The following is a 19,255-nucleotide window of genomic DNA, read 5'->3' as shown; positions in this document are numbered from 1 at the left end:
AGCCGTTTGCCCGTGCTGGAGCATGCCCGTTTGTTGTGATGGTGTGGCTTGTTGCCAACCCGTCGGCAAGACGATTTAAAACAGCTCGTTACGAGAGTGGAGAAGAAGATTGAGTCTATTGAGCCAGGTTAGTGCCTCCCTGTTGGCCCCGAACGACCTCGACGAAGGGCGCCTGCAGCAGTTGCTCGGCAGCCTGATGAGCCATCAGGTCGAGTTCGGCGATCTCTATTTCCAGCGCAGCTGGCACGAGTCCTGGATGCTGGAAGATGGCATCGTCAAGGATGGCAGCTACAACATCGATCAGGGTGTCGGGGTGCGCGCCGTCAGCGGCGAGAAGACCGGCTTCGCCTACTCGGACGAGCTGAGCCTGCTGGCGCTGCAACAGTCGGTGACTGCTGCTCGTGGCATCGCCGCTGCCGGTGCTCACGGCAAGGTGAAGGCGTGGGCCAGAACCTCCGCAAACCTGCTCTATCCGGCCATGGATCCGCTGCAGACCCTCGACAAGCACCAGAAGATTGCCCTGCTGGAGCAGATGGACAAGTTCGCCAGAAGTCTGGATCCCGCCATCAATCAGGTGATGGCCTCCATCAGCGGCGTTTACGAAGAGGTGCTGGTGGCCGCCACCGATGGCACCCTGGCCGCGGATGTGCGCCCGCTGGTGCGTCTGTCGGTGACCGTGATCGCCGAGAAGGGTGAGCGCCGCGAGCGTGGCAGTGCCGGTGGCGGCGGGCGCTTTGGTTACGACTGGTTCCTCGAACTGGACGGGCTGGAGAGCCGCGCCTTTGGTTATGTGCGTGAAGCGGTGCGTCAGGCACTGGTCAATCTGGAGGCCATCGACGCGCCAGCCGGTACCATGCCAGTGGTGTTGGGCTCCGGCTGGCCTGGCGTGCTGCTGCACGAGGCGGTGGGTCATGGTCTGGAGGGGGATTTCAACCGCAAGGGATCTTCCGCGTTTGCCGGCCGCATCGGCGAGCAGGTGGCTTCCAAACACTGTACCATCGTCGATGACGGCACCCTGCCGGGTCGACGCGGCTCCGTCTCCATCGATGACGAGGGGACACCGGGTGGCTACAACGTGCTGATCGAGAATGGCATTCTCAAGGGTTACCTGCAGGACAAGCAGAATGCCCGTTTGATGGGCGTGCCGCTCACCGGCAACGGGCGCCGCGAATCCTACGCCGCCATGCCGATGCCGCGCATGACCAACACCTATATGCTGGCGGGTCAGTATGATCCGGCCGAGATCATCGCCTCGGTGAAGAAGGGGATCTATGCCCCCAACTTCGGCGGCGGTCAGGTGGACATCACCTCCGGCAAGTTTGTCTTCTCCGCCTCCGAGGCTTATCTCATCGAGGATGGCAAGATCACTGCCCCCATCAAGGGCGCGACCCTGATCGGCAACGGCCCCGAGGCGATGAGCCAGGTCTCCATGGTGGGTAGCGACCTTGCGCTGGATCGCGGGGTTGGCATCTGCGGCAAGGAGGGGCAGAGCGTGCCAGTCGGTGTCGGCCAGCCCACCCTCAAGCTGGATCAGCTCACCGTGGGTGGCACCCAGTAAGCCTCGACGCAGAACAAGAACAGAGAGAAACCATGCTTACCCTGTCGAAAATATCCAATATCCGGAGCCAGCTCTCTCCCAGCGAGCTCAAGATTGCCGATTACATCCTCTCCTGCCCGGAGCAGGTGACTCGCTTCTCCTCCCAGGAGCTGGCCCAGCAGGCGGAGGTGAGCCAGTCGAGCATAGTGAAGTTCACCCAGAAGATCGGGTTCAAGGGCTTCACCGCCTTCAAGCTGGCGGTTAGCGAGGATCTGGGGCGCAAGCATGCCATCAAGACCGACAATGTCGGTGATCTCTACAATGGCATCGGGCGGGACGATGATCTGGAGACCATGGCCAAGAAGCTGGCGCAGGAGAAGATCAACTCCATCGTCGAGACCACTCAGGCCCTCGACAGTGCTCTGCTGAAGCAGGTACTCGATACCATAGATGGCGCCGGGCGGGTACAGCTGGTGGGGATTGGCGGTTCGGCACTGACTGCCAAGGATCTCTGGTACAAGTTGCTCAAGATCGGCGTAACTACCCTGTTTGCCCAGGATAGCCATGTGCAGATCTCCATCGCCCAGACCCTGGGGCCGGGTGATGTACAGCTGGTCATCTCCTATTCTGGCGCCAGCCGTGATGTGCTGGCGGCGGCCGAGCTGGCCAAGCGCAATGGTGCCACCCTGATTGCCGTGACTTCGTTCCGGCAAACCCAGTTGCGCCAGATGGCCGACATGGTGCTGGATACGGTGGCGGAGGAGAACGAGTTGCGTATCTCTTCCATCTCCTCACGTACCGCCCAGAACACCATTACCGACATCCTGTTCCTCGGCCTGGTGCAGCGCAGAGACGAGCGAGCCTGGGCACTGATTGACGGTACCCGGGATGCCATCGACCGACTCAACAAGGAGTGAGGTCGGCTCTGCCTCTGCATCATCCGTACAACAAAAAACCACCTGAACAGGTGGTTTTTTGTTGTCTGCTAGAGGTCAAGGGCCCAGCGGATAAAGGCTTTACGCCGCTTGGCATCGGCCGCCAGATAGAGTTCCCGCAGGGTGGCATCCGCCTGCTCCGGCGTAAGTGCAGAAGCTGTATGAGCGGCAGTTGCGGCTTGTGTTGCGAAAATGGGGGCCGAGCTCACTGTTGGCGTATGGCTCGCCAGCAGGGCCTGGTAATCGGTGCCCAGTCCATCCCGGCTGCGTGGCAGGGCTTGTAGTGTCAGCGGCTGTGAGGTGCCCTTGTCGTCACTCAGCCGCAGGGCCGGGCTGGCGGCAAACCGGCGGATAACCGAGGGGCTGGTCAGCACCGGGGTGGTCAGTTGCAGCGTCCCTTGTGATGGTGCTGTAAGGGTAACCAGCAGAGGAGCCGAGGTCACGCGTCCCTGGCTCTCGTTGGTGGAGCGAGGGTCACTTGGGCTGTCAAAGCGCACCAGCAGTCGGGACTCTCCCGCCGGGAGCTCAATGGTCCGGGTGAAGGCCGAGGGTTTGCCCTGTGGCGAAGCGAGCAGGGTGAGGGTATCGGCCAGCTCCAGTCGGGCGGCCGTGGCCGGTACGCTGAGCAGCAGGGCAAACAGGGGGGATAATAGTAGGGGAGAGAGCAGGGAGGATCGTGCCATCATAAGACTCCATGAAGGAGCCGGCCCGCAGGCCGGCAACCAGATCAGAATTCGTAGCGCAGGCCGAGGTGGTAGAAGCTCTCGCTGTTGCTGCTGCCACCAAAACTGGTGATGGTGCTACCAGCCAGACCATCTTCACCATTGCGGATCACATAGGCGCTGTAGAGGGAAGATCGCGGGGTGAGCTTGTATTGCAGTTCCAGAGTAGTATCGCGCAGTGCCATCTGGTCGCCCCCCTCGTTGACGAGGTGACGATAGCCTGCGCGGGCCGCCCACTTCTGGTTGATGTCATACACCGCGGTCAGTTCCCACACCTTGTCTTCACTGTCGGCACGGCCATCGCGATAGGTCACCTGATCCTTGCTATAGAGGGCGCCCAACATCAGAGGGCCGAGATAGTAGCGGGTACCAATCCCGGCGAAGCGATACTCATCGGCATTGGGATCGACCTTGCTGCCACTGCTCTGGGCGGCTTTGGTCTGCTGATACGCCACGACTGGAGCCAGTTTGCCTGCATTGCCCAGATCGAAGGTGTAGCGCAGGGCGCCGTTGTAGCCGTAATCAAGATCCGAGGTACCGTTACCAAGGATGTAGGCGAGCGAGAGATCCAGATTGCCGAGGGTGTTCTGGTACTGCAGGGTGCCATCCTGACGGAACACCTGCACGGCGGTGGAGTCCACCTTGCTGGCCTGACGAGCCATGGAGACATCAGAGGCGGCAAACACATCGCCAATATCGGTGAACATGATGAGGCCGGAAGAGACGCGCCCGCCGGTCACCTTGCCCCACTGACCACCATCGATCCCTGCCCAGACGTAACGGGCAGTGAGGTCGCTGCTGTTCTTCTGCACGTTGTTGGCGTATTCGGCTGCATTGACCTGATATTGCGCCATGCCGATCACTGCGACATCGTCATTGACGGTCTGACGGGCGGTAAAGCCGATACGGCCATCGAAGTCACCCTGATCATTGCCGCTCTTCTTGTCGGAAATATTGAAGCCAAGACGGCCGTAGAGGTCGACGTTGGAGCCATCGTCAGCCTGATAGATGACGGCCGCATGAGCGGAACCTGTGCCGAGCAGTGCGGGAAGAACCAGAGCAAGCATGGATTTTTTCATTTTTTATCGTTCCTGTACGGGCTCTGTGCCAGAGCCGGGATGAGTTTGGCCATGACCCCGATTGCTCGGGGCCAGACCTTGGCTAGAAATCCGGAGGAGGGATTAACTCAGATCGACGTTCTTGCAGCCGAACATCAGGGTGAAGAGATAGCCGCCGAGGTAGGCGACGGCGAGGCCGACCGCATAGACCATCATGCCGGGGAAGATCCCCTGGGCGGAGGTCATCAGCGGCAGGGCGACGATACCGGATGGTCCAAAGACGGTGTTGAGGCCGACCGGCAGACCCAGCCAGGAGATCAGGCCAACCACGAAGCCCCCCAGCGAACCACCGCAGCAGGCCGTGATAAAGGGTTTGACCCGCGGCAGGGTGACGCCGTAGATGAGCGGCTCACCGACCCCCAGAATGCCCGGAATGATGGTGCCCTTCACCTGAGTGCGCAGTAGGGAATCCTTGCCTGCCCGGCTGTAGAGCGCCAGCGCAGCCCCTACCTGTCCGGCACCGGCCAGCGCCAGGATAGGAAACAGGGAGTTGAAGCCCTGGGCATCCATCAGCGCAAAGTAGACGGGAACGAACCCCTGGTGGATGCCGAACATCACCGAGATGAGGAACAGGCCAGCCAGAATAGCGGTACCGAACGGGTTGCCATTGAGGTTGATGAAGAGCCAGGACATGCCGTTATAGAGCTGCACGCCGAGGGGCATGATCAGGATAAAGGTGACGGCTCCCATGATCAGCAGGGTGATGCAGGAAGTGAGGATCATATCCAGACTGTCCGGCATGTAGCGGCGAACCTGGCGCTCAACTGAGGCGCCTATGATGCAGGCGATCAGCACGCCGATGATGTTGCCGCGGGGATCGATCTGATGGCCGAAGAAGTCGGTGATACCGGAGTAGATGCCGCTGCTGGCCTGAGGGTCATAACCCATGACAAACAGAGAGGCGATGATGGCACCGTTGACGCCGGAGCCACCAAACGCCTTCTGGGCGTTGTAGCCGATCAGGATGCTGAGGAAGCTGAACAATCCCTTGCTGAAGAGCTTCATGTAGCCGACAAATTCGGCCAGCATGCCCCCTGTCTGCTGTCCTTCCAGCAGCAGGGTTTGCTCGATCAGGGTGGCGCAGCCGAGCAGCAGACCCGCAGCGATAAAACCGGGGATCAGCGGTGTGAAAATGGTGGCAAACTTGGCCAGGAAGCGGTGCGCCGCACTGCTCTGTTTCTGCTTCAGCGCCTGTTTGTTGGCGGCGGCGATGTCGACAAGATCCGCTGATTGCGGGCGGGGGGCGGTGAGGATGCCCGCGTCCGCACTCAGCATGCCGTTCATCATTTCGCAGGCGGTCTGGGCTTTGCCCGGACCAAGCACGATCTGGAACTGGTTGTCGCTTTCAATCACCCCCATCACCCCGGCGATCCGTTTGATGGTATCGCGATCGGCATGCAGGCTGTCCGCCAGGCTCAGCCGCAAGCGGGTCATGCAGTGGCCACAGTTGGTGATGTTATCCCGGCCGCCGATGGCCTGGATGATCTGGCCAATCATGGAATCAGTTATTTTTGCCATAAAGAACCCGGTCAGTCTGATGTGAGGGGGCGGATGCCCCCGCTTATGTTGTTATCCTGTCGCCATTGCTGGCGCGGCCAATGTGCGGTCGGCCGATTAATCTGTGCATTTGCTGATAAAGCCGCCGCTGCTTTTCAGCCGCTCTCGTGCTTCGCTGGCGGAGATATTGGCCAGGATCATTACGATGGCGGTCTTGCAGTGGTTATCTGCGGCGGCGAGAGCCTGCTCGGCCGTGCCACGGTCACATTCGGTTGCTTCCATGACGATGCGCTTCTGGCGCTCCACCAGTTTGGCGTTGGTCGCCTCCACATCCACCATCAGATTGCCGTAGACCTTGCCGGTACGGATCATGGCGCCGGTCGAGAGCATATTGAGGATCAGCTTCTGGGCTGTGCCCGCTTTCATGCGGGAGGAGCCGGTCACAATCTCGGGGCCGACCACGGCGACCATGCTGATGTCGGCCGCTTTGGCGAGCGGGCTGCCCGGGTTGCAGCTGATGCTGCACACTGTGGCACCCAGGCTCCTGGCATATTGCATGGCGCCCAGCACATAGGGGGTTCGCCCGCTGGCTGCGATACCCACCAGCACGTCGTGGGCACTGAAGTGGATATTTTTAAGATCGTTGGCACCGAGTTCTGCATCGTCTTCGGCATTCTCCACCGCCTGCAGTATGGCCTTGTGGCCCCCGGCAATCAGGCCGATGACCAGCTCGGCAGAGACCCCGTAGGTGGGCGGGCATTCGCTGGCGTCCAGGATGCCGAGGCGTCCGGAGGTGCCAGCCCCGATGTAGATCAGGCGGCCGCCTTTGCCAAATGCGGCTGCAATAGCATCGACCGCCTTGGCGATCTCGGGCAGCAGTTGGCCTACAGCCACTGCAACGTGTTGATCTTCTTGATTGATGATCCGCAGCATATCCAGCGTCGGGAGCTGATCGATCTCGATGCTGGCTGGATTGCGGGTTTCGGTAATCATGCTTGATAGGTCAATGGTCATCGCTTCCTCTACTTCAGGTCGTCGCCATTCCCGGCGTAAATCATCTTTTTTGATGTTGGCCATCATGAACGATTTTTGATTTTTATTATGAGATCAGCATCGCATAATTAATTATTCCAGTTATTTTGTTTTTAAAGGAGATAAAATTCCATTAGAGGAGTATGGAGAGAAGAGGGGGTGACAGGGGGATTTGCTAGCCTGCTTGATGGGAATGCAACAAAAAGCCCCGGTCAGTAGGCCGGGGCTTGCAGAATCATCAGTGTTAATTGACCGAGATGGCGCGGGCGTCGATGAAGTAACGGGCTTTACCCTGTTTGTCGATCTGGATTTTGGCGAGCAGCCTCTCTTGCTGCCTGTGTTCCCACAGTTGTTCTATGTTGGCAAGAGCTGGATTGGCTATGCCGAGCACATTCAGGTATTCGTGAAACAGGCTATGACTGCCGATTTCGGTCAGCATCTTGGTCATATGGGCACTCTTCTGGAACAAGGGGGGCAGATACAAGATAGCCATGTCGAGCTGAATGAGTGCTGTACAAAAAACAAACAGGGCTTCTGGCAACAGCAGAGATAATGCGGGTCAGCGAGTGCGGGATCGCAGACAACAAAAAGCCCCGTTCGGTGGAGCGGGGCTGGCTGGTTATTCGGTATCAGTTGATGGATATTGCGCGAGCATCGATGAAGTAACGGGCATTGCCCTGTTTGTCGATCTGGATTTTGGCGACCAGCTGCTCCCGCTTTTTATATTCCCAGTGTTGCTCAATCTTGGCGAGGGATGGGCTCGCAATCCCAACCACGTTCAGGTACTCGTGAAACAGGCTATGGCTCCCTATTTCGGTCAGTATCTTCTCCATCTGCATACTCTCCTGAAGTTGAGTGGGTATTCATCAACAAACCTATCAGCGTCCGTCTGAATAAAGTCTGTATAAAAAACAAACTAACCCATTTTTGTGTCAATAACATGATCAGGAACAAGATCAGTGCAGATCGTCAGGGACTTTTTGATACCGTTTTCAATCAGAGCTGGCGGGCTTTTGCGGCAACTGATCAAACGTGCCGGAAGCCTGCGGTAGCGCCGGTGCGGTTTGCACGGCCTGGCCGCCGTGGAAGACCGGATCCTGTGCCACTTCCTTGATGCCGTTGATGCAAAACTGCATACCCATGCAGACCAGCAGGAAGCCCATGATGCGTGTCATGGCATCGATGCCGGTGGCGCCAAGGATCTTGCAGACCGGATCCGCCAGCTTCAATACTCCCCAGCTGATCAGGCTCATCAGGGCAAACGCAGTGACCATGGCGCCATAGATGGTGAGGCGGTTGTACTCGTCAGGCAGCTCAGCAATCTGGGCTGCCCCGCTTATCACCAGCGCCATGGTGCCCGGCCCGCACATGCTGGGCATGGTGAGTGGTACGAAGGCAATGCTCTGGTTGATATCGACCCCGCTCTGCTGGCTGGGGGCGGGGAACAGCATGCGAAAGCCGATAAAGCCGATGATGAGCCCCCCGGCCAGGCGCAAACCCGGAATGGAGATACCGAACAGATCCAGAATCGAGGATCCGATAAAGAAAGTGATGCAGAGGGTGCAGAACAGATAGATGGCCGCCATATTGACCTGACGTCGCACATGTTCGCGCGACATCCCCTTGCTCAGCCCCAGCAGCAGGGTGGCCGTGGTAGGCGGATTGACCATGGGCAGCAACGCCAGCAAAGCGAGAAATACGACCTGAAAGAACATGTTGAGCCTCGGATAGCAGGGATGAATGGGAATACCTTGATCCAGGTGGTCACCTGACTCAAGAGGGAGGCTATCTTATGCTGGCGAAACTGAACATAAGCAGTACAAAAAAGCCCCGGCAGATACCGGGGCTTGATGTTCGGTTCAGGCCGCTTGCGGCGCTTGCTGTTGCCGGATGGCCCGTTGCTGGAACCAGAGCCAGAGGCCGATGGCGAAACCCAGCACCGACAGGCTTACCACATAGTGGGAGGGGGCCAGCATGTCGCTCTTCATCCAGAGGGTCACCGCCATCGGGGTGAGGCCGCCGAAGATGGCGTAGGCCACGTTGTAGGAGAACGACAGACCTGAGAAGCGCACCACCGGCGGGAAGGCGTTGACCATCACGTAAGGCACGGCGCCGACAATCCCGACCGCAAAGCCTGCCAGCATGTAGAGCGGCACCAGCTGGCTCGTACCGGCCGCCAGACCGTGATAGAAGGCGTAGCTGGAGCCCGCCAGCAGCAGGGAGCCGAACATGAAGGTGAGACCGCTGCCCAGCAGGTCGATCAGTCGACCATAAACGATGCAGCCGAGGGTCAGGGCCACGATCGCCAGCGAGTTGGCGGTCAGGGCGTCCGCCGGGCTGATGCCATAGACCTTCTGCAGATAGGTCGGGGTCATCAGGATCACCACCACGATACCGGCGGAGAGCAGCCAGGTGAGCAGCATGGAGACCACCACGCTGCTCTTGTGGTTGCGCAGCACCGACTTGAGGGGCAGCTCGTCAGCCAGGGTCTTGTTGGCCTTCATCTCGGCGAAAACCGGGGTCTCGTGCAACCAGCGACGCAGGTACATGGCGACGATGCCGAAGATACCGCCCAGCAGGAAGGGCACTCGCCAGCCCCAGTCACTCACTTCGGCCGGGGTCAGGCTCTTGTTGACCGCAGTGGCGATGAGGGAGCCGAGCAGGATGCCGGCCGTCAATCCCGCCGTGAGCGTACCGCAGGCGACCCCGACCCGACGGGCAGGAACGTGCTCGGCGACAAATACCCAGGCGCCCGGCACTTCACCGCCGATGGCGGCGCCTTGCAGGATCCGCAATCCCAGCAGGGCGATGGGGGCGCCGATGCCGAGCACCGCATAGGTGGGCAGCAGACCGATCAACAGGGTCGGCAGCGCCATCATGATGATGCTGAGGGTGAACATCCGCTTGCGACCGATGAGATCGCCAAAGTGGGCCATGATGATGCCGCCGAGCGGGCGGGCCAGATAACCGGCGGCGAAGATGCCGAAGGTCTGGAACTGGCGCAGCCACTCGGGAATGTCGGCCGGGAAGAACAGCTCGCCGATGACCACGGCGAAGAAGACGAAGATGATGAAGTCGTAAAACTCCAACGCACCGCCGAGGGCAGCCAGACTCAGAGTTTTGTAATCCTGTCGATTGAGGGGGCGGGCGTGATCGTGTTGTTGTGTGGTCGTGGTCATATCCGTATGTTTCCCATCGGTTTTTTTAGTTATTGTCACCCCGGACAAGGGGTATATACAGGTGATCGAGAGTATGCTGCCTGCCTCTTGTGTGTAAATCGCGCAATTCGCAACACTGTCTTGCATCTTTTTGGGGCAATCCGAGTGCCCCGCTGGCGGAGGAATGATGGAAAAGAAACGGGTACTGCTCTCCTGGAGCAGCGGCAAGGATTGCGCATGGGCTCTGCATCAGTTGCGGCAGGATCCCGCCATCGAGGTGGTGGGGCTGTTTACCACCCTCAATCAGGCATTCGAGCGGGTGGCGATGCACGGGGTGCGCAAGCAGCTGTTGACCGAACAGGCCGCCTGCGTCGGGCTGCCCCTCATCACCATCGATCTGCCCTGGCCCTGCAGCAACGAGGATTACGCCCGCATCATGACCGGCTTTATCGCCGATGTGGTGGCACAGGGGATCCGCCATATGGCCTTTGGCGACTTGTTCCTTGAGGATGTGCGCGCCTACCGTGAAAAGCAGCTGGCAGGCACCGGCATCGAACCACTGTTCCCGCTGTGGGGCAGCAATACCCGTGAACTGGCGTCGCAGATGGTGGCCGCTGGGTTGAAGGCGCGGATCAGTGCTCTCGACCCGAACAAGTTGGATGCCAGCCTGGGTGGCCACGATTTTGACGAGGCACTGCTGGCGGCGCAGCCGGCGGGGGTCGATCCGTGCGGCGAGAACGGCGAGTTTCACACTCTGGCCTATGATGGCCCCATGTTTCTGCGCCCGCTGGCGATCTGCACGGGGAAGACGGTGGAGCGCGATGGTTTCATCTTCACTGACTTGTTGCCTGCTGATTCCAGCACCTAGTCGAGTTTGGCCTCCTGATCGCTCTTGTCGTCGTTGTAGCGCAGCGCGATCTCGTGAAATTGCACGTGGATGTGAGCGAAGGCATCCGTGATGTCGGGATCAAAATGGTTGCCCCTTCCCGCCAAAATAATGGGCACCACCTCTGCATGGGTCATGGCTGCCTTGTAACACCGCTTGCTGATCAAGGCATCGTACACATCTGCCAGCGCCATCAGTCGGGCCGAGAGGGGAATTTCATCTCCTATCAGACCGTAGGGGTAGCCGGTGCCATCCCACTTCTCGTGGTGGTAGCAGGCGATCTCCTTGGCCAGTCTCAGAAATTCCACCTCTACCCCCAGCGCTTCCTCGGCGTGGACTATGGCCTCCTTGCCAAGGGTGGAGTGGTGTTTCATCTGGGCGAACTCATCTTCATCGAGTTTGCCGGGTTTGAGCAGGATCCGGTCCGGTACGCCGACTTTGCCGATATCGTGCAGGGGGGCCGACTTGAACAGCAGCTCTATGGTCTTGGGGGTCAGCTCGGCACGAAAGCGAGGGTGCTCGCAGAGAGTTTCCGCCAATAGCTTCACATAATGCTGGGTGCGCAGAATGTGGTTGCCGGTCTCGTTGTCCCGGGTTTCGGCCAGAGAGGCGAGGGAGTGGATGGTGATGTTCTGGATCAGCTCGTTTTCTCGGGTGCGTCGTTCCACCTCCTGCTCCAGATAGGCATTTTGGTCATGTAGCAGATCCCGTGCCGCCTTCAGCTCAAGGTGGTTTCTGACGCGGGCCAGCACGATGGCGGGGGAGATCGGCTTGTGAATATAGTCCACGGCGCCGAGAGCCAGTCCATGTGCCTCGGCGCTCTCCTCTACCTTGGCAGTCAGAAAAATCACCGGAATATGCCGTGCCTGCGGCATCTCCTGCAGTGCCTGCATCACCTGATAACCATCCATCCCGGGCATCACGACATCAAGCAGGATCAAATCTACCCGGGAGTCTGATGACAGTATCTCCAGTGCCCGCTGGCCACTGATGGCGACCTTGACCCGGTATTGTGGGCTGAGCAAGGCGCTGAGCAATGAGAGGTTTTCAGGGGTGTCATCGACCACCAGCAGGGTGGGCTTGGTATCGGGATCCAGCAGGTTGAGCATGGTGGTGCCCTCACTCTTGGTTGAACAGATCGGGCCTGAGGGCCCGGACTCGTTGCAGATGTGCAAGTGCATCCGTAAAACGGAAGCCGGTAATGGCGTCAGCTATCCTGGATGCCGTCTCTCCCAGCACTCTCGTCAGCTGCTGCTGATGCTGCTGGAACAGGGTCAGAGCTCCGGCATCATCTTCCGCCAGCAGCCGGATCAGCTGCGCCAGCAGGGGCGCCAGGTCGACTTGTTCTTGCTCCGGCAGGTCGGCTGTGGTCTGGGTGGGTAGCAGGGCCTGTAGGCCATCGCTCAGTTGCTGCTGCATCTGCAGCCCCTGCTCCGCCAGTGGAAGCAGGCTGGTGGTGTCATCCCCCCGGGAGAGTGCACTCTCCAGCTTGGCCGAGATACCCCGCAGTGGTTCGGCGCCCAGAGTGGCGGTAATCCCCTTGAGGGTATGGGCCTGACGATGGGCCTCCTCCCGGTCGTTCTTCTGCAGGGCGGCGATCAGGCTCTGCATGGGCCGGGTGCCCTGTTGGGCAAATCGTTGCAGCAGATCCTGATACCACCCCCAGTTGTACATCAGCCGTTGCAGGGCGGCTTCGGCATTGAGTCCGAGCGCTCTTAACTGAGGCTGCAATGGCTGGTGCTGTGGTGAAGGTGCGCTCTTGGGTATTGCATCGGTTTCAACGCTGAAGGCAGGGGCCCAGCACTGCAGTGCGGCATAAAGCTTGTCGGGGTCGATGGGCTTGGCGATGTGGTCATCCATACCGGCCGCCAGACAGCGTTCCCGGTCACCGGCCATGACATTGGCCGTCATGGCGAGGATCGGAGTGTGGTGCCCTTCGCTCTCTTGCTGGCGCAACTGACGGGTGGCAGTCAGTCCATCCATCACCGGCATCTGCATGTCCATCAGGATCAGGTCGTATGGTTGTTGCGCAGCCATTTCCAGAGCAATGGCACCATTGGCAGCAATGCTGACGTCGATGCCCGCCGCTCGCAGCAGTTCCATGGCCACCTGCTGATTCAGCTCGTTGTCTTCTGCCAGCAGTATACGGAGTCCCTCGAAGCGATAGTTGTGGGTAGGCTGGGTGGGCTTCAAGGCAGTCGCCGTGGTTTGCTGGCCGAACAGCCCAATGATGGTATCAAACAACACAGAGGCACAGACTGGTTTGACCAGCACCCTATCAAAGCCGGCGGCCTCTGCTTCGCGAAAAATCTCTTCCCGCCCATAACCTGTCACCATGACCCGATAAAGCCGCTTGCCAAGGCCGCGGGCGATGAGGCGGCGCCCCGTCTCTATGCCATCCAGCCCGGGCATGTGCCAATCCAGCAGCACCACCTCGTAGGCGTTACCTTCCTGCTCGGCACAGGCGATCATCTGCAGCCCTTGCTGACCCGATTCGGCGGTGTCGACCACGAAACTCATGCTGCGCAGCAGGGCAGCCAGTATGGTGCGGGCGCTGGCACTGTCGTCGACCACCAGTATGCGGCGGCCACGCAGATCCAGACTTGGCAGATAGCGTGAGCGGTATCTGCCGCGGCCGAGTCGGGCAGTAAACCAGAAAGTGCTTCCCTTGCCCGGTTCGCTCTGCACGCCGACCTCCCCTCCCATCAGTGCCGCCAGTTCGCGGGAGATGGCGAGCCCGAGGCCGGTGCCGCCGTATTTGCGGGTGGTGGAGCTGTCCGCCTGCTGGAAAGACTGGAACAGCCGTTGCTGCTGCTCCTGGCTCATGCCGATCCCCGTGTCCTGCACCGAGCAGTGCAACAGCACCTCTTGTGGTCGTTTCTCCAGACAAGTGACCTTGACCAGTATCTCCCCCTGCTCGGTGAATTTGACTGCGTTGTTGGCGTAGTTGATCAGGATCTGGCCGAGCCGCAGGGGATCGCCATAGAGCAGGGTGTCTAGCTGGTGATCGACCTCGAACAGCAGTTCTATGCCTTTGGCTTCGGCCTTCTCGCCCACCAGGGTTGCCAGATTTTCCAGCACATGGTCGAGATCGAACTCGATCTGCTCCAGATCCAGCTTGCCCGCCTCGATCTTGGAGAAGTCGAGGATATCGTTGATGATGCCGAGCAGGTGATGGGCCGAGCGCTGGATCTTGCCCAGATAATCAGCCTGCTGCGAGTCGAGGCGTGTTTGCAGGGCGAGGTGGGCCATACCCAGAATGGCGTTCATCGGGGTGCGGATTTCATGGCTCATGTTGGCGAGAAAATCGCTTTTGGCCCGGGTTGCGCTTTCTGCCAGCTCATAGGCCTGCTCCAGCTCCTGATTCTTGGTCTGCATCACGGCGAACAGCTCATCCCGGGTCGGTTCAGCGAACTGCTGCTGCATCTGCAACAGCAGAGCGTCATCGGGCCAGTGTGGCAGGTGGCATACCAGAGCGATGGCGGTGTCAGCATGAGGAACCAGCCGGATGCTGCCATGGGTTGCACCGGGTGCGTTGTGCTGCAGTGGCTCGTCGGCCGAGAGGGAGACCCACAGCTCCCGCGTATTGCTCTCCAGCCAAAGCTGGAGTTGCAGTGAGTCGATGGTTGCCGTCAGCTGGCGCACCAGCTCCGAGGTGGTACCCGCCAGCGGCGCCACGAAGGTGGGGCTCTTGTCGATGCAGGTGAGCACCTGGATCACCTTGCGTCTGGCGGTGAGGGCTGCCGTCGGGCCAGAGAGCCTGATATCACCGATCAGCTGCCGCATCTAGCGCTCCTTCTCTGGTTGTACCCGCAGCACAATACAGCTCGCATCGTCGGTGCTGCGCCCACTATGGTCTATGACTTGACGGGCCAGAATGACGGGATCAGCCCCCAGATCCAGTGCGCCGTCACGCAGGTTGAGTGACTCGCTGATGCCATCCGAATAGAGCATCAGCACATCCCCCGGCTTGATGGGCTGCCGTTGCAGCAAGGGGGTGGGGAAGCGCTCCCCCAGCACCCCATCACGGGAGATACCGCGCCAGAGGTCATGGCCGCGCAGACAGATGCGGGTGTTGCCGATGCCGGCGTAGCTCAGTTCACCCCGTTCACTGTTGACCAGGGCTATGCCAGCGGCCGCTCCCCGGGTACCGATGCAGTGTTGGTGCAACAGCTGCAGCAGAGGTGCCGGCTCCTGTTCAGGGGTGTTTTGCAGCGCCTCTTGCAGTATCAGTGCCAGCTTGTTGGCCGAGGAGCCGTGGCCGCTGACATCGATCAGTACCAGCAAGACGCCGTCGGATGTGGGCCGGATAAAGACCAGATCGCCGGAGACCTTTTCCGGATAACAGGGTCTGTTTTCGCTAGCCCAGACCAGTGTCAGACCTGCCTGCCCCCATTGTTGGGTGGGCGTGATGAGACGTGGGACCGAGGGTACAGAACCCAGCCATTTGCGCGCCTGCACCAGGGTGCCCCCTTCCGGCGGTGTGCTGATGGTGAGCTCTGACATCATGCGCCGCACGCCGGGCAGTCCCAGTCCCAGGGTGCCGGAAGTGCTGTAGTGATCCTGCAGGGCCTGATAGACATCCGATATGCCGGGCCCTTTGTCACGGGCGATGATGTCGATGCAGGATCTCCCCTTCGGGTGATGGAGCATCAGGGTGATCTCCCCCTGCCCGGCGTATTTCAGGATATTGCTGCCAAGTTCGGAGACCACGGTGGAGAGTATGGCGCGATCCACGTCGGATAGGTTGGCGATAAATGGGAGCCGACGAACCGACATCACAGCCAGGTGCAGATCGATATCGTGGCGTAGCGGATAGCTGGCCTCCCGGGTCGCATGCTCTTGTATCATGGCGGTTTACTCCTCGCCCTGGAGGCGGCTGACATGGGCAAAAGCGTCGTCCATGTCGATGAAGCAGCGCAGTGGCCCGGGCTGTGCCTCGGCTAGCGCCAGAAATGCGGCGATCCCGGCATTGAGCCCTACCAGCAGGCAGGTGGCACCCAACAGACGGCACACCTCGGCAAGTTTGCAAACCTGTCTGAATTCATGGTGATCCAGTAGCATGACGCCGGAGAAGTCGAGCAAGACTGCATGGTGACGCCCGTGTACCAGTCGCTGGGAGAGGGCCTGCATCAGCATCTGCATGCCGTCGTCTCCGAGATCGGGGCGCATGCTGACTACTATGCAGTCGGCCATATCGGCGATGCCAAGATCGTTGTTGAGCTGCATGGTCATTGCCGCGACCTAGAGGGCTGAGCCAACCCGTTTGAGCGCTATTTCGAAGGCGTCTCTCAGGGTCGCTGTGGTACGGACGTCACCGACCGACACCCCCAACTCCACCATGGTACGGGCAATGGCGGGGGAGACTCCCGAGATGATGGCTTCACAGCCCATAAACTGGGTCGCCTTGGTGATCTTGATCAGCTGGTTGGCGACGCCAGTGTCCACGGTGGCGACTCCGGCAATATCCAGCACAAAGACCCGGGCGCGGGTTTCGGCAATCTTGGTGAGCGACTTGTTCATCACGTCGGCAGTGCGCATGGAGTCGATGATCCCAACCAGTGGCAGCAGCAGGATCCCGTCCCAGATAGGGGTGACAGGGGTCGACATCTCTTGCAGAGACTTGTGCAGCTCCTCGCGCACTCTGGCGGCCTCTTCCGCTTCCACCATCGCCTGTTTGAGCTGGCGGTGCTGCTCCACCTGCGCCGTGATGTCGGTGGCAAACTTGACGATTTTACTGGGCTTGCCGTTCAGATCCAGCACGGGGTTGTAGGAGCCCTGGATCCATACCTCCTGTCCCTGCTTGTTCAGGCGGCAGAATTCGCCAGCCAGAAACTCGCCCCGGCGCAGCGTGTCCCAGAAGGCGAGGTAATCCGCCGACTGGGCGTAGTCTGGGTCAACCAGCAGCCTGTGGTGTTGCCCTTTCAGCTCTTCCAGCTGGTAACCCACTATGTCGAGAAAGCGTGGATTGGCATCCAGTATGGTGCCCTCCAGCGAAAACTCGACCTTGCCCATGACCCGGCTCAGCGCATTGAGCTGGCCCTCGAAGCTGGCCGTGAGCTGCTTCTGCCCGGTCAGATCCATGGCGTACAGAGTCATACGAGATAGTTGTCCATTGTCATCCAGAACCGGGCTGCAGGCTCCACGGATCCAGACATCCCGTCCCGGCTTGTCCAGCAGGTGAAGCTCGTCCTCCTGCGAGGAGCCGCTGCGCAGTGCGGCCTGAAAGGTGTCATGTGTGGCGGATTGCACCTGGTCCGGGGAGAGCAGCATGCCGTAGTGCTTGCCGGAGAGCTCATCTAGCGTGTAGCCCATGAGGCTCAGAAATCGCGGGTTGGCATCAAGGATCTGCCCCTCTGGCGAGAGTTCGAGCCGTACCAGCACCTGATCGAGGGTGTCTATCCCGGCATGATGAGTGGAAGGGGCCGAACCTGTGGTATTGGAAGAGGAAGTGTGCGCGTCCATGGCATCTCCAGAGAGAGTCGTTGATTTTGATATCAATAGCGGGTGTTAAGCAGTTATAGCCCACTCTGGCTCTTCCAGCCGATATCTAGGGTCAAAAGAGGCTTGTCATATCCTGGTTGGTGGAGGCTTATCCCGGGCGGATAAAATGGGGGGCTAGCCACCAAGACCGAGACCGTGAGCCAGATCCTGCAGCAGACCATGAATATTCCGGCCGACCAGCTCAATCCGGTGATCTTCGCCGGTGGCCAGCGGGGCAGAACACCAAGGTGCAGTGGCTCAAGGATAAGCCGATGACGCTCTTCTACGGTGATATCAAGGCGGCGCAGGAGGTCGGCATTCGCGGCATTCGGCTGCTGCGGGCCGCCAACTCCAGCTATCGACCACTGCCGTTGGCAGGGGCGCTGGGGGAAGAGGTGGTCATCAACTCCCAGTTCTGATCCGGAGCGGATCCATACAACAAGGGCGGGGCCATTGGCGCCCGCCCTTCTGTTTTGAAGGAGTCATGCAAAGGCGTAGCGCCTTGGTCAGCTCCGGTTATCAGTCAGCCCACGGCATCTCGGGCAGGCTGTCGAGGAATTCGCCGTAGCGGGTCAGATTGAAGGGGCCCTGATCGGCCTCCATCGCCATCAGCTCGGCCCCTAGGGCGCAGGCGATATATTGCAACGCCTCTTCCCGCGGGGTGCCCTTCATCACCAGCCGCATCAGGGTCGCCTTCACATGGGGAGGGTGACCATCGTTGAGCTGGTTCTCCACCATCTCCAGCAGCGTCTCTTCGTCAAAAAATTCCTGAGTGTCGTTCATGGGATATCCGCAACAGTGAATGTGGCGGCCAGTATAGCCTGAATGTGACTAACACCTTGAATGGCCAGCGAATAAACAATCCGATGAGGAGGCCATTTGTTACCCATAATTAGGAAGAGTTTGCCAAGGCAAACAGGTTGGAACACAGATAACATGGATGGACACGCCTATGCCCACGATAGATTCCCTGCTGGCCGAGCCCAAGCTACTGCCCCAGATCCCGGAAGTGATGCGCGATTTGATCCAGACCTTCAATGAAAAGGATCCGGATCTGCTGAAGATCAGCAAGTTGATCAACAAGGACCCTGTCATCTCCGCCAAGTTGCTGCGGCTGGCCAACTCGGCCAAATTCGGCAGCAGTCGTCAGATCGGCACCGTCAATGAAGCCGCGGTGCGGCTTGGACTGGCGATGGTGCGCAACATGGTGCTGGCCTGCGGGCTCACCGAATCGGTCAAGGCCGTGCCCGGCATTGATCTCAAACATTTCTGGGGCAGCGTGTTCAACGTGGCTGAACTGGCCCGCCGTCTGGCGGTGAAGAAAGGGATGAAGGGAGATGAGGTTTTTACCTGCGCTCTGCTGCACGATCTTGGCCGGCTGGTGATGCACGTGGGGCTGCCTGAAAACACTGTCCACCACATTCACGATCTGGAGCTGCACAAGGGGCGGGCCAAGGCAGAAGAGCTGGTGGTTGGCTTCAACTATGCCCAGGTCGGGGCGGCCATGGCTCGTTACTGGAAGTTTCCCGATACCATCAGCAATGCGGTGGAGTATCACTACAATCCCATGCTGGCCAAGGTATTTTCCGCCGAGGCCGGGTTGATCCATCTGGCCATTGTGCTGGCGGCCCAGTCCGATGTGGGGGAAGAGGCGCCCCCTGAGTGGCCCCACAAGGTGGCAGATGCGTTGGGGCTGAGCTGGGCCGATTGCGCTGCCCAGTTCACTGCGCTGCGCGAGCAGGGCAACGGCTATGCCGGACTGCTGGCCGCCTGAGCCCGTTTCTCCCATCTCGTCAGGGGTCGCACTGCGGCCCCTTTTGTATGAGTGATGGTGCCACAGGCTTGCCAGCCCGGGAGTGACGGGGCACTCTTTGCCCTTCACTTTCC

General features: G+C 59.8%; 19 protein-coding genes. 5 read left to right on the top strand and 14 right to left on the bottom strand.

Annotated features, from left to right (window positions below):
* Positions 1-109: 109 nt before the first annotated feature.
* Positions 110-1,558 (top strand): metalloprotease TldD, encoded by a 1,449-nt coding sequence (gene tldD / locus G5380_RS10710; RefSeq protein WP_421208879.1) that lies wholly within the window; start codon positions 110-112, stop codon positions 1,556-1,558.
* A 32-nt stretch (positions 1,559-1,590) separates the two neighbouring features.
* Positions 1,591-2,454: an SIS domain-containing protein gene (locus G5380_RS10705; protein ID WP_005342915.1), complete on the top strand. Its 864-nt coding sequence runs from the start codon at positions 1,591-1,593 to the stop codon at positions 2,452-2,454.
* A 68-nt stretch (positions 2,455-2,522) separates the two neighbouring features.
* Here G5380_RS10705 and G5380_RS10700 read toward each other — a convergent pair whose 3' ends face one another.
* The 8 genes from G5380_RS10700 to G5380_RS10665 all read right to left on the bottom strand — a co-directional run bounded on the left by G5380_RS10700 (position 2,523) and on the right by G5380_RS10665 (position 10,020).
* Positions 2,523-3,158, bottom strand: coding sequence for a DUF2057 family protein (locus G5380_RS10700; protein ID WP_421352728.1), 636 nt, complete (start codon positions 3,156-3,158; stop codon positions 2,523-2,525).
* Positions 3,159-3,199: 41 nt separating this feature from the next.
* A complete protein-coding gene (locus G5380_RS10695; RefSeq protein WP_227341512.1) occupies positions 3,200-4,273 on the bottom strand; it encodes a porin in 1,074 nt (357 codons plus the stop codon).
* A 102-nt stretch (positions 4,274-4,375) separates the two neighbouring features.
* Positions 4,376-5,830, bottom strand: a complete 1,455-nt coding sequence (gene murP / locus G5380_RS10690) for a PTS N-acetylmuramic acid transporter subunit IIBC (RefSeq protein ID WP_041234056.1) — start codon at positions 5,828-5,830, stop codon at positions 4,376-4,378.
* A gap of 96 nt (positions 5,831-5,926) precedes the next feature.
* Complete coding sequence (murQ, locus tag G5380_RS10685) at positions 5,927-6,823, bottom strand: N-acetylmuramic acid 6-phosphate etherase (RefSeq protein WP_227341511.1); 897 nt, start codon at positions 6,821-6,823, stop codon at positions 5,927-5,929.
* 262 nt (positions 6,824-7,085) lie between these two features.
* Positions 7,086-7,289 (bottom strand): hypothetical protein, encoded by a 204-nt coding sequence (locus G5380_RS10680; protein WP_041209699.1) that lies wholly within the window; start codon positions 7,287-7,289, stop codon positions 7,086-7,088.
* 181 nt (positions 7,290-7,470) lie between these two features.
* A complete protein-coding gene (locus G5380_RS10675) occupies positions 7,471-7,674 on the bottom strand; it encodes a hypothetical protein (protein ID WP_216952760.1) in 204 nt (67 codons plus the stop codon).
* Between the two features lie 159 nt (positions 7,675-7,833).
* Positions 7,834-8,556, bottom strand: coding sequence for a MarC family NAAT transporter (locus G5380_RS10670; RefSeq protein WP_337073128.1), 723 nt, complete (start codon positions 8,554-8,556; stop codon positions 7,834-7,836).
* A gap of 144 nt (positions 8,557-8,700) precedes the next feature.
* Positions 8,701-10,020, bottom strand: coding sequence for an MFS transporter (locus tag G5380_RS10665; RefSeq protein WP_019446502.1), 1,320 nt, complete (start codon positions 10,018-10,020; stop codon positions 8,701-8,703).
* 166 nt (positions 10,021-10,186) lie between these two features.
* On the opposite strand from G5380_RS10665, the gene G5380_RS10660 reads away from it, so the two are divergent.
* Complete coding sequence (locus G5380_RS10660; RefSeq protein ID WP_421172712.1) at positions 10,187-10,867, top strand: ATP-binding protein; 681 nt, start codon at positions 10,187-10,189, stop codon at positions 10,865-10,867.
* On the opposite strand, the gene G5380_RS10655 is transcribed toward G5380_RS10660, so the two are convergent.
* The 5 genes from G5380_RS10655 to G5380_RS10635 are packed head-to-tail and all read right to left on the bottom strand — an operon-like array spanning position 10,864 to position 17,350.
* A complete protein-coding gene (locus tag G5380_RS10655; protein ID WP_216952761.1) occupies positions 10,864-12,066 on the bottom strand; it encodes an HD-GYP domain-containing protein in 1,203 nt (400 codons plus the stop codon). The two genes, G5380_RS10660 and G5380_RS10655, sit on opposite strands and share 4 nt — an antisense overlap.
* A complete protein-coding gene (locus tag G5380_RS10650; protein WP_421352727.1) occupies positions 12,005-14,671 on the bottom strand; it encodes a response regulator in 2,667 nt (888 codons plus the stop codon). Before G5380_RS10650 ends, G5380_RS10655 begins: the two co-directional genes overlap by 62 nt.
* On the bottom strand, positions 14,672-15,736 hold the full coding sequence (locus G5380_RS10645) for a SpoIIE family protein phosphatase (protein WP_421208876.1): 1,065 nt from the start codon (positions 15,734-15,736) through the stop codon (positions 14,672-14,674).
* A gap of 6 nt (positions 15,737-15,742) precedes the next feature.
* Positions 15,743-16,114: an anti-anti-sigma factor gene (locus G5380_RS10640; protein ID WP_216954502.1), complete on the bottom strand. Its 372-nt coding sequence runs from the start codon at positions 16,112-16,114 to the stop codon at positions 15,743-15,745.
* A 15-nt stretch (positions 16,115-16,129) separates the two neighbouring features.
* Positions 16,130-17,350: a PAS domain-containing protein gene (locus tag G5380_RS10635; protein WP_216952764.1), complete on the bottom strand. Its 1,221-nt coding sequence runs from the start codon at positions 17,348-17,350 to the stop codon at positions 16,130-16,132.
* Positions 17,351-17,640: 290 nt separating this feature from the next.
* On the opposite strand from G5380_RS10635, the gene G5380_RS10630 reads away from it, so the two are divergent.
* Positions 17,641-17,787, top strand: a complete 147-nt coding sequence (locus tag G5380_RS10630; RefSeq protein ID WP_302055900.1) for a hypothetical protein — start codon at positions 17,641-17,643, stop codon at positions 17,785-17,787.
* Between the two features lie 100 nt (positions 17,788-17,887).
* Here the strand turns inward: G5380_RS10630 and G5380_RS10625 are convergent, their stop codons facing one another.
* A complete protein-coding gene (locus tag G5380_RS10625; protein WP_042658108.1) occupies positions 17,888-18,151 on the bottom strand; it encodes a hypothetical protein in 264 nt (87 codons plus the stop codon).
* A 169-nt stretch (positions 18,152-18,320) separates the two neighbouring features.
* On the opposite strand from G5380_RS10625, the gene G5380_RS10620 reads away from it, so the two are divergent.
* The gene (locus G5380_RS10620) at positions 18,321-19,142 is read left to right on the top strand and encodes an HDOD domain-containing protein (protein WP_421257802.1); all 822 of its coding nucleotides are present in this window, start codon (positions 18,321-18,323) and stop codon (positions 19,140-19,142) included.
* Positions 19,143-19,255 lie beyond the last annotated feature (113 nt).

This window comes from Aeromonas sp. 604443 (assembly GCF_049170315.1).
Lineage (GTDB): Bacteria > Pseudomonadota > Gammaproteobacteria > Enterobacterales > Aeromonadaceae > Aeromonas > Aeromonas veronii_A.
Note: the sequence above shows the minus strand (reverse complement) of the source record. Positions and strands in the feature narration are given on the sequence as shown.